At 63.2% G+C, this 11,389-nt stretch carries 9 protein-coding genes; 8 read left to right on the top strand and 1 reads right to left on the bottom strand.

Annotation, left to right across the window (positions count from 1 at the left end):
* Nucleotides 1-89 precede the first annotated feature (89 nt).
* A complete protein-coding gene (locus tag GSQ92_RS14995) occupies nt 90-1,151 on the bottom strand; it encodes a sugar-binding transcriptional regulator (RefSeq protein ID WP_216850617.1) in 1,062 nt (353 codons plus the stop codon).
* A 115-nt stretch (nt 1,152-1,266) separates the two neighbouring features.
* On the opposite strand from GSQ92_RS14995, the gene GSQ92_RS14990 reads away from it, so the two are divergent.
* From GSQ92_RS14990 to GSQ92_RS14955, 8 genes are all read left to right on the top strand, one after another.
* Nucleotides 1,267-3,324: a bifunctional aldolase/short-chain dehydrogenase gene (locus GSQ92_RS14990; RefSeq protein WP_158806398.1), complete on the top strand. Its 2,058-nt coding sequence runs from the start codon at nt 1,267-1,269 to the stop codon at nt 3,322-3,324.
* Between the two features lie 43 nt (nt 3,325-3,367).
* Entirely contained in the window at nt 3,368-4,738 is a 1,371-nt protein-coding gene (locus GSQ92_RS14985) for an ABC transporter substrate-binding protein (protein ID WP_158806396.1), read from the top strand.
* Nucleotides 4,739-4,797: 59 nt separating this feature from the next.
* Complete coding sequence (locus GSQ92_RS14980) at nt 4,798-5,736, top strand: carbohydrate ABC transporter permease (RefSeq protein ID WP_158806394.1); 939 nt, start codon at nt 4,798-4,800, stop codon at nt 5,734-5,736.
* Nucleotides 5,733-6,608 (top strand): carbohydrate ABC transporter permease, encoded by an 876-nt coding sequence (locus GSQ92_RS14975; RefSeq protein ID WP_158806392.1) that lies wholly within the window; start codon nt 5,733-5,735, stop codon nt 6,606-6,608. The genes GSQ92_RS14980 and GSQ92_RS14975 overlap by 4 nt, the downstream gene beginning before the upstream one ends.
* Before the next feature lie 25 nt (nt 6,609-6,633).
* Nucleotides 6,634-7,392: a GolD/DthD family dehydrogenase gene (locus tag GSQ92_RS14970; RefSeq protein ID WP_158806390.1), complete on the top strand. Its 759-nt coding sequence runs from the start codon at nt 6,634-6,636 to the stop codon at nt 7,390-7,392.
* A gap of 224 nt (nt 7,393-7,616) precedes the next feature.
* Entirely contained in the window at nt 7,617-8,579 is a 963-nt protein-coding gene (locus GSQ92_RS14965) for a carbohydrate kinase family protein (RefSeq protein WP_158806388.1), read from the top strand.
* Nucleotides 8,580-8,679: 100 nt separating this feature from the next.
* Complete coding sequence (locus GSQ92_RS14960; RefSeq protein WP_158806386.1) at nt 8,680-10,110, top strand: aldehyde dehydrogenase family protein; 1,431 nt, start codon at nt 8,680-8,682, stop codon at nt 10,108-10,110.
* Between the two features lie 256 nt (nt 10,111-10,366).
* Nucleotides 10,367-11,362, top strand: coding sequence for a hypothetical protein (locus tag GSQ92_RS14955; protein ID WP_158806384.1), 996 nt, complete (start codon nt 10,367-10,369; stop codon nt 11,360-11,362).
* Nucleotides 11,363-11,389: the final 27 nt, after the last annotated feature.

The following is an 11,389-nucleotide window of genomic DNA, read 5'->3' as shown; positions in this document are numbered from 1 at the left end:
AGCAAAGGCGTGGATGCTCGGCCTTCGCCGAGCATGACGTTGTGAAGTGAGAACGGTTCCGACTAGAGACACCACGCTCCAGTCCACATTCACCCCAACACCACCGCCCGCCGCTTGCCGGAACGGCGCGTCTCCGTTGCTGGCAAAGCAAGCACCAACCGCGCCGTCGTTTCGTCAGTCACCAGCGTCGTGACGTAACCCCCAACCAACAGCGCACGAATCGGCGCCGCTTTATCCGGGCCGCCCGCGATGCAGATCTTCTCCGGGATCCGCGCGATCTCGGGCACCGTCATGCCGATCATCCGGCCATCCAGCTCCCCTGCAAGCGGCCGACCCTCCGCATCGAGAAAACGCCCCGCGAGCACCGCGACCGCGCCTTGTGCCAGATAGGGCGCCCCCTCCGCCGCCGTCAGAAAACCCGTGTCGAAGGCGGTGCTGGAGGCGGCCACACTGCCCACGCCGAAGATGATCTTGTTGCAGCTGCGCAGAATGCGGAACTGCTCGATCAATGCGGGCTCCCGCATCAGCATGCGCTTCACGTCACGATGCGAGACGATCCCAGGCGCATGCAGATAGACGCACCGCGCACCAATGCGATTGGCGATGTTGGAGGCGCAAAGCTCGGCGGAAAAACCATAGGTGCCGATCGCGCTGCCGGTGATCTGCACGACCGAAACCGAGGGCAGCGCCCGCGCCGGCACCGCCTGTGACAGAGCCAAAACCGTGCGGCCCCATGAAACGCCCAGCACGTCATCCGGCTGCAAACGTTCCACCAGCAGCCGCGCGGCTGCCCGTCCAACGCGCTCGTGCTCCGGCGTGCGGCCGCCATCATCGGGAATGACGAGACATTCGGGCAACCCAAAACGCTCGGAAATCTGTCGCGCCAAACTGACCGAGCGCAAATGGTGCGCCGCAACAGAGATCGTGACGATTCCGGAATCTCGTGACTCCTGCAGCAGGTTTACGACGCTGCCACGCGACACTCCGAGCTGCCGCGCGATCTCTTCCTGCGTCATCCCCTCTTCATAGTAAAGCCAGGCCGCCCAGATCACCGGATCGCCGCCAAACTCGGTTGGAGGGGCCAGCGCATCCCGTCGCATTCGCGGAACCGCTTCGACCCGCGCTTCGGCGACTACCCCTCGACCCGCCATCCGCAAGCTCCCCGGACGTTTGCCATTAGCATTTGACATCTGTTTTCGCCGCGATCTACAGGTAGTTTCAACGGCAGGCCCAAAAGGTTCCTGCACATCGGCCGCGCGGGGGAAAATGGACAGTCTCTGGTCCGAAGATGATGCGCGGCTTTGCGTCGAGCGCTATGCGGCGCTTGGTGTCAATGAGGATCTCGCCCTTCGCACCTATAGCTCGCGCCTGCTCGGTGGTGTGCCCCGCCTCGTCATGCATGGTGGCGGCAATACCTCGGTGAAGACGAGCGTGCCGAATTTGTTCGGCGAGCCCGTCGATGTGCTCTGTGTCAAAGGCAGCGGGCGCGACCTCGCGGTGATCGAGCCGGACGGCCATCCCGCCGTTCGCATGCAACCGCTCGCGAAACTGCGCACCCTTTCCGCTTTGTCCGATGAGGACATGGTGAATGCCCAGCGTCAGAATCTGCTCGACACCAATGCGCCCAACCCCTCGGTCGAGACGCTTCTCCACGCCTACCTGCCGCATAAGTTCATCGACCACACGCATTCGATCACCTCGACCGCCATAGCCGCTTTGCCTGACGCGGAGGCCGTTTGCCAAAAGATTTTCGGCGGCCGCTGTGGTTTCGTGCCCTACATCATGCCGGGTTTCCAGCTCGCGAAACTCGCCGCCGAGGTCTATGAGCGCGACCCCAGGGTCGAGGGTCTGCTGCTCGCCAAGCACGGCATCTTCACCTTCGCGGAAACCGCGCGCGGCGCCTATGAGCTGATGATCGAAATGGTCACGCTGATGGAGCGTTATGTCGCCGAGCAGGGCCAGGACAATGCCGGCTTCCATCCGGTGAACCTGCCCGCCGAAGTCGCCGGTTCCGAGGCAATTCTCCCTGTCTTGCGCGGCGTCATCGCGGAATCCGCTCGCGGTGTCGCGCCGACGCGCTGGCTGTTATCTCGCCGATCCAGCGATCGCATTTTGCGTTTCGTCAACGGCCAGGGATTGCGCGATTACGGCACGCGCGGCGTCGCGACGCCCGAACAGGTCATCCGCATCAAATCCGCGCCGGCCTTCCTGCCCGCGCCGATTCCCAATGACGATCAGTGGCGCGAAGCCGCAACCGTCGCGCTGCACGAATTCACCGACGCGTATCAACGCTACTTCGCCGAACACAATGCGCGCGTCGGCGGCATCAAGAAGCCGCTCGATCCCCTACCGCGCGTTTTCGTGGTTCCGGGCTTCGGCATCATCGGCGTCGGGAAAAGCGCCGCTGAGGCCGTCATCTCCGCCGATGTCGCGGAAGCCTGGATCGACGCGGTGCTGGACGCGGAGACCGTCGGCACTTTCGAATCGATCACCGCCGCCGACCATTTCGAGATGGAATACTGGTCGCTCGAACAGGCCAAGCTCGGCAAGGGCAGCGAGAAACGCCTCGCGCGTCATGTCGTTCTCGTCACCGGCGGTGGCGGTGCGATCGGTGCCGCGACGGCGCGCGCTTTCGCGGCGGAAGGCGCCGAACTCGCCATCCTCGACCTGGACGCCGCGCGCGCGAAAACCACGCGCGACGCGATCGGCGGCCGCGCTTTGGCGATCGGTTGCGATGTAACAGACCCGGCCTCGGTGAAAAACGCGATCGCCGAAATCGCGGCGACTTTCGGTGGCATCGACATCGTCGTCTCGAATGCCGGCGCCGCCCATGCCGGATCGATGGCGGATATGGATGACGCCGTTCTGCGCGAAAGCTTCGAGCTGAACTTCTTCGGCCATCAAAACATCGCCCGAGAAGCCGTCCGCGTATTCCGTCAGCAAGGCATGGGCGGCGTCCTGCTCTTCAACGTCTCGAAACAGGCGGTCAATCCCGGCGCGAATTTCGGCGCCTACGGCACCTCCAAAGCGGCGCTTCTTGCCCTTGTGCGGCAATACGCCCTGGAGCATGGCGCCGAGGGCATTCGCGTGAATGCGGTGAATGCGGATCGCATCCGTTCCGGCCTGCTCTCGCCACAGATGATCGCCGAACGCTCCGCCGCCCGCGGCCTCACGCCCGAGGATTACATGGCCGGCAATCTGCTGCGTACTGAAGTCACCGCCGAGGATGTGGCGCAAGCCTTCGTCGCTTCCGCGCTGCTCGCTAAAACCACCGGCAATATCATCACCGTCGATGGCGGCAATGTCGCCGCCATGCTGCGCTGAGTTCGTTCCAACCAAAAGCAACAACAATCCAGGGGAGACTTCCATGAAATACACTAGCCTTCCCGCCTTCGCCTTCTCGCTGATGCTGCTCCCGGCCGCCGCGTATGCCCAGGATTATGAGGCCGCGGTGAAGTCCTCGCTGCCCGACTTCGCCCAGGCCAACGCCTTCTCGGGCGTCACCATCAATGTCGCCTGCCGCCATCTGCCGGCCATGGACTTCATCGAGAGCCACAAGGCGCTGTTCGAGCAATATACCGGCGCCAAGATCAACTTCACCGACTACCCCGAGAACGATCTGCGCAGCCACATCGTCGCGGATGCCGCGAACAAGGCCGGTGGCTTCCAGCTCTATTGCCTCGACGACAACTACATTCCGCTTTTCGCGTCGAACAAATGGGTGCAGCCGCTCGATAGCGTCATTAAGCCTGCCTATAAGATCGACGACCTCTTCGACAGCCTGAAATCCGCCTATTCCTGGCAGGGCAAATTGAGCGGCCTGCCAATCTATTCCGAGGTCACGATCCTGTACTACCGCAAGGATCTCCTTGCCGCGAAAAACATCGCGGTGCCCAAGACGATCGCGGAACTCGAAGATGCAGCCGTGAAACTCAAGAACGCGCCCCGCACCTATGGCATCGCGCTGCGCGGCCTGCGTGGCGAGGGCATGAATGTCTATACCTGGACCGAGTGGCTGCGCAGCTATGGCGGCGACTTCCTCGGCCCGCAGATGCAGCCGGTCTTCAATAGCCCGGAAGCGATCGAAGGCACCGAACATTACGCCAAGATCATCCATGATGCCGGCCCGCCGGGCTCCGGCACCTGGGGCTGGCCGCAAGTGTCCTCCTCCTTCGCCGCCGGCCGCGTGGCGATGACGGTGGAAAGCACAGCCTTCTACCCGACCTTCAACGATCCGAAGCAGTCCAACGTCGTCGGCAATGTCGGCTATGCCGTTGTGCCCGCCGGTCCGAAGGGCGCCTACCCGGCCAATTACGCGATCGGCCTCGCGGTCGCCGCCAGCGTCGATCCGTCCAGCAAGGCTTTCACCGCCACCAGCGACTTCCTGCAATGGGCGACCTCGCAGCAGATGGAATTCGCCCGCACGGCGCAAGGCATCGGCAACGAGGACCGCAAATCGGTCAACCAATCCGCGCTGCTGAAAAGCAAGCTCGATCCCGCCTATATCGAAGCGGTGTCGGAAGGGCAGAAGATCACCAAGACGAATTACCGTCCGATGATCCCGCAATGGCGCGAAATGGGTGACATCATCGGCGCCCATATCGAAAGCGTCTTCACCGGCAGCACCACGGCGAAGGATGCTCTCGACGCCGCCGCCGCCGAAGTCTCCGACCGCTTCAAGACGGAAGGCGTGCTCAATACGCCGCGCCAATACGAGGAGCTGTTTCCCAGCAACTGATCGCATGCTGAAAAGGCTCGGCCGGTCATCGGCCAGGCCTTGATCTAGAAGGAATGCGGATGACGGCAACAGGAGGCATCGCCATCGGAAGCTCGCCGCGCTTGGCACCACGGCGCCGTTCGTGGCTGCGCAGCCCGTGGCTCGTGCCTTTGCCGGGGTTTCTCCTGCTTGCCGTGCTGTCGCTGCCGCCCTTCCTCTATGCCCTCTATCTATCCTTCATCAACGTCGACATCTCGTTGCCCAACAACAAGGTCCATTTCGTCGGCCTGGCGAATTACGCTCAGGTCCTGGGCAGCCCCGTCGGCCAGCATGCGCTGCTCATCACTCTCATCGTCTCCTTCGGCTCGACCGCCGCCGCCATCGTCATCGGCCTGGTCATCGCCTATCTCATCCACCTTTTCGCGGGCCGCCTGGATGGGCTGGTGACGGTCCTCGTGCTGATCCCGCTCGCCGTGTCCCCGGTCGCCATGGCGCTGGTTTTCAGCCTCATGCTCGATCCGCTGTATGGTCCGGTGCCGCAGATCGTCGCCTTCCTGACCGGCGCGCTCATCGCCCCCACCGGCACCTCGCTCGGCGCGCTGCTGACCATCATCTTCGTGCAAACCTGGCAATGGTCGCCGCTCGCCGTGATCCTGCTGCTGGGCGGCATCAAAAGCCTGCCGATCGAGCCCATCGAAGCCGCCATGATCGACGGCGCGAGTTTCTGGCGCGCGCTGTGGCACATCCATCTGCCGCTGCTGCGCCCGCTGCTCGCCGTGGCCGCGATCTTCGAGTTCATCCTGTGCAGCCAGGTCTTCGCGGCCACCGAATTGCTGACCAACGGCGGCCCGGGCAATGCAACGGTCGATCTTTCGCTCTACATCTACAAGATCGGCATTTCGGAGAGCAGCCAGGTCTCGGTCGCGGCCGCCGCCGGTGTCATCACCCTGATCCTAGGCCTTATCAGCACCGCGGTCTGGCTCAAGGTCGCGAAGTGGGACGTGCAGGTGTATCAATGAGCGCGGCGCTTCCGCTCGGTATGCCCACCGCCGCGCGCCGTCCGCGCTTCCGGCGCGGCACGCTCACGACGATTATCGGCCGCATCGCGCTCGCGCTGTTTCTCGGCGTCTGGATGCTGCCGCTCTATTGGCTGGTCAACACCACCTTCAAGTTCAAGGTCCAGATCCAGTCCGAGATGCCGGTGTGGTTTCCCAGCCCGCCGACCATGGAGAATATCGACTGGGTTCTGAACAACCTGGATCACGCCGCGATCTATCGCAGCATCCGCGTGGTCGCCGTCTCGGTGCTGTTCTCCGTCATCTTTGGGCCGCTGATGGCCTATGCCCTGTCGCGCTTCCGCACGCGCTTCAACCGTCAGCTCGAAAGCTGGATCATCTCGACGCGCATGATGCCGCCGGCCGCCCTCATCATGCCCTTCTACTTCATCTTCCTGCGGGTCCATCTGCTCAACAACGAGCTCGGGCTCATGCTGCTCTACATCGCCATCAACCTGCCGCTGACGAGCTGGATCATGCTCGCCTATCTGCGCGGCCTGCCGGAGGATGCGGAGGAAGCCGCGCGTATCGACGGCTGCACGCGCTGGGGCGCCTTCTGGCATATCATCCTGCCGATGACCCGCGCCTCGATCGCCGCCGCCGGTCTGCTGGTGACGATCCTGACGTGGAACGAGTTCTTCATCGCCTTCGTCATCACCTCCAGCAACATCACCTTCCCGGTGCAGGTCGCGGGCTTCCTCGCCAATGGCATGAACCCGGAATATGGACACATGGCGGCGGCCGGGCTGCTGCTGTCATTGCCGACCGTGCTGATCGCGATCATCTTCCACCGCGCCTTGCTGAGCGGCCTGCACGCCTTCGCCGGCGGCAAATAATCGTCACGATCGAGGAATCCTCGCCATGAGCACCAGCCTGCAAAAAGCCTATGACCTTACGGGCCAGGTCGCCCTCGTCACCGGCGGCGCGCGCGGCATCGGTCACGCGATTGCCAGCCTGCTCGCCGAGCAAGGCGCGCGCGTCGTCATCGTCGACCAGAATCCCGACGTGGGCTCGATCGCCTCGGCGCTCGGCAATGACAGCTTCGGCCTCGCGATCGATGTGCGGGATGAGTCAAAGGTCCGTGCCGGCGTCGAGAGCATCATCCAGCGCACCGGCCGCATCGACATCCTGCTCAACAATGTTGGCGTCGGCCTCACCGCCCCGGCGCTGGAGACCACGACCGAGCTCTGGGACACCACCATGAGCATCAACCTGCGTCCCACCTTCCTGTTCTCGCAGGCGGTCGGCAAGCACATGATCGAGCGCAAATACGGCCGCATCGTCAGCCTCGCCAGCCAGGCGGCGCTGGTCGCGCTCTACGACCACGTCGCCTATGCCGCCAGCAAGGCTGGCGTCATCGGCATGACCAAGGTTCTCGCGCTGGAATGGGGACCTTTCGGCATCACCTGCAACACCATCTCCCCCACCGTCATCAACACCGACATGGGCCGCCTGGTCTGGACCGGCGAACGCGGCGATGCGTTCCGCGCCAAAATCCCGGTGCAGCGTTTCGGCGAGCCGGAGGAAATCGCCCATGCGGTGCTGTATCTGGTGAGCGGCGCCGCCGGCATGATCAACGGCGAGAACATGGTGATCGATGGCGGCTACACGATCACCTGAGCGTGATGTCTTCGGCTGAACCGCGACGAAAAGAATTGAGCCGCGCCCCAGAGCTTCGTCATGGCACGCGAAGGCGTGCCATCCACGCCTTCTTCTTGGAGGAAGCAAGGCGTGAATGCTCGGCCTTCGCCGAGCATGACGTAGTGGAATGGGCTCGATTCGAACCGAAAACACCCCGCTCTAAGCGCCCGGCATAGACCCAAACACGAGAGATGAGCGCCACAATGTCCGCAGCCTCGCCCGCTCCCAAGCATGACATCAGCGTCGTCGGACTCTACTGCATCGACGTGTTGGGCCGGCCGGTGCGCGGCATTCCCTCGGGCGGCAATGCCGACTTCATCGAGGAAATCCGCCTGACGGTGGCGGGCACCGCCGGCGGCACCATCATCGACTGCGCGAAGCTCGGCATGAAGGCGCTCGCGGTCGGTGCCGTAGGAGAGGATGAGAAAGGCCGCTTCGTCCTCTCGACGCTGGAAGGCTTCGGCATCGACATCAGCGCCATGCAGCGTCATCCCGGCGTGCATACCGCCGCCTCCATCCTCGCCGTGCGGCCAAATGGCGAGCGCCCTTGCCTGCATGTGCGCGGTGCGTCGGAAGTGCTCAACATCACCCCGGCGGATTACCCCACCGTGCTCGACGCCAAATTCGTCCATATGGGCGGCAATGGCCTGCTCACGACCATGGATGGCGAGCCCACACGCGCCATGCTGGCCGCCGCCAAAGCCGCTGGCCGCATCACCACCTTCGACCTCATTTTCGCGACCGCGCCACTGATGGAGAAGATCGCGCCAGCGATGCAATACGTCGATTACTTCGCCCCCAGCATCGAGGAGGCCACCGCCCTCTGCGGCCGCGAGGACCCCGAGGATGCGGCGCGCTACTTCCACGATCTCGGCGTCCACACCTGCCTGCTGACCATGGGCGGCGAGGGCTGTTTCGTCTCCACGCCCGACACCACCTTCCGCCTGTCCGCCCATGACATCCAGGTCGTCGATACGACGGGCTGCGGCGATGCCTTCACCGGCGGCCTCATCGCGGCGCTGCATCGCGGCTGGGATATCGAACGCGCGGCTCGGTTCGGAGGCACCTGCGGAGCGCTCGTCGCGGGCGGCCTCGGCTCGGATGCGGGCATCGTCGATTTCGCCTCCACCGAGGCGGCAATGGACCGGCTGCCCCTCAAGCGGTGATCGCCTCGCCTGTTGCGGGCATGCCCTAGCCGGAGGATAGTTGCGGATCAAAGCGTGGCGGCAGACGAACCGCCCAGCGCATGGCCGGAGGGAATAGGCGATGACGAACAATTTGAAATTCTACATCGATGGCGCCTGGGTCGATCCCATCACACCGAAGAGAGTTGAGGTCATCGACCCCTCGACCGAGGACGCCTTCACCGAAATCTCCGTCGGCAGCGGCGCCGATGTCGACCTCGCGGTAAAAGCCGCCCGCCGCGCCTTCGACAGCTTCTCCCGCGCGACCGTGAAAGAGCGCATCGAGCTGCTGGAGGCCGTCAACGCCGAATACGACAAGCGCTACGAGGATATCGTCGATGCGGTGTCGCGTGAGATGGGCGCGCCGCTCGAATGGGCCCGCAGCGCCCAGGCCTGGATCGGCCAGGCCCATCTCCGCGAGATTCTGCGCGTCCTCAAGGAGTATCGTTTCGAGGAAATGCGCGGCAGCACGCGGATCGTGAAGGAACCGATCGGCGTCGTCGGCATGATCACGCCTTGGAACTGGCCGCTCAACCAGATCACCTGCAAGGTCGGCCCGGCGCTCGCCTCCGGCTGCACTATGGTTCTCAAGCCCAGCGAGATCGCGCCCGTGACCGGCGTCATTTTCGCCGAGGTCATGCAGGCCGCCGGGGTGCCCGCCGGTGTCTTCAACATGGTCAATGGCGAGGGTGGCGTGGTGGGCGCCGCTATTTCCTCACATCCGGGCATCGACATGATGTCCTTCACCGGCTCGACCCGCGCCGGTATCCTGGTCGCCAAGGCCGCCGCCGATACGGTCAAGCGCGTGCATCAGGAACTCGGCGGCAAATCCGCGAATATCCTGCTGGACGACGCCGATTTCGCGAAGCGCGTGCCCGAGGGCATCGCCAATTGCTTCAGCAATAGCGGCCAGAGCTGCAACGCCCCCACGCGCATGTTCGTGCCCCGCGCGCGCCATGCCGAGGTGGTCGATCTCGCGCGCGACGCCGCGAAGAACTTCGTCGTTGGTGATCCCCGCAGCGCCAATTCGAATCTCGGCCCGGTGGTGAGCCAGGTTCAGTTCGACAAGATCCAGGCGCTCATCCAGTCCGGCATCGACGAAGGCGCGGATCTCGTCGCCGGCGGCCCTGGCCGTCCGGACGGTCTGACGCGCGGCTACTACGTGCGCCCCACCGTCTTCGCCAATGTCAGCCACGACATGCGGATCGCGCGCGAGGAGATCTTCGGCCCCGTCATCTCGATCATGCCCTATGAGAGCGAGGAGGAGGCGATCACCAAGGCCAATGACACGGTCTATGGCCTCGCCGCCTATATCCAATCCGAGGACCTCGAACACGCCCGCCGCGTCGCCGCCCGCATGCGCGCCGGCACCATCTACATCAACGCCCCGCCCTCCGACATCGCGGCACCCTTCGGCGGCTACAAGCAGTCAGGCAATGGCCGCGAATGGTCTGAATGGGGCCTCGACGACTTCCTCGAGATCAAGGGCGTCGTGGGTTACGAGGCGGCTTGACGGCAGGCATCCAGCGCGGGATTGGATCCTGCGCCGGATGCTGCCCATCGGCGTCTCACGGAGAGAATAGAGGGCTGGGCGAGACGAGCCTAACAGTCTTCCCCTTATGCCCCGTGCGGAGTGCTTAGGCTTTTCCGCCGATCAAACATGCCGGATGCGAATCAAGCTCCGTCGTAGCGCCAGGGCACTGAGCGATTAAGCCCGCGGTGAGCAAATTCGATCGATTCCCAATGCTCACTACAACCTGGAGGACTTGATGAGCGGAGCTGATGGCATAAACCGAGTGTTGCCTAACGGCACCGGCTCGGACACTCAACAGCCATCGTCAGGCGGAGCCAGCTTTGTACTGGCGCCGCCTGCGACTAGGACCTTCAGCCTGGCAGAAGCGGATGAATCGCAACTTCCGGTAAAAAAAAGGCGAACCTTTCTGAACCCAATGTTCCAAGCGCCGACGCAAGTAACGCCCCCAAGCTTCAATTTTGCTAACATCGGCTCAAATTTTCCTTCACCCACTACTACACCTGTGTCAGCAGGTAATACTTTGTGGCTTGGCGCAGATTCTCCGCTGCCTCCGCCTTTCCCGCAGCCCGTGCTTTTTAATGCAAATCCATACACCTCGTATGGTGAAGTCTTCAACGCCAAGACGCCATTCCTACCCGGCTCCGAGGTGCCCACTGCGGGCTGGCAGCAGCTCGGCGGTTTTCCACCCCCGCCTCCGGCATATACGCTGCCTCTGTATCTGCCCGCGACGGCTACCGAAACACCGCCGACCAATTCGGCCGAATACCCTGGCGGCACGCTCAATCTAACTCCCGATGCACCCATCCCAGGGCCTCCGCACGCAAATCCACAGACCCCTCAGGAATTCTACGAGAACTCTCGTTATGCCATTGAACCAAAAAGGAACCCCTCTGTCATAAAAGGAAGGACCATCGCGAACCTGGACGATCCAAATAGTGTGTACGCATATCTAATGGCGAACCCGAACGTCTATCGCAGCGCTGGGGAAATTGCGAAGAATATGGGCATGGAGCCCGGTTCGCGCTATAATTTGTCGCAGACGATGAACCGTACGATCAACGCCACTCTGTTGCCACTTGGGTTTGACGCTGTTCGGCTGCCCGGGAATCTTAACCGATGGGAGTACGCTTTCCTACTGGATCCCGACATGAAGGCGAAGGGACAACGAGGGAAGGTCTACAAACCACCTGTGGGCCACCAGAGACATTGTGCGCGGCCTCCCACTAAGTGACGGTTTCACTCCACTGCAGCGAGGGAC

The organism is Acidisoma sp. S159 (assembly GCF_009766125.1).
Classification (GTDB): domain Bacteria; phylum Pseudomonadota; class Alphaproteobacteria; order Acetobacterales; family Acetobacteraceae; genus Acidisoma.
This window is presented reverse-complemented; position numbering and strand designations above follow the sequence as displayed.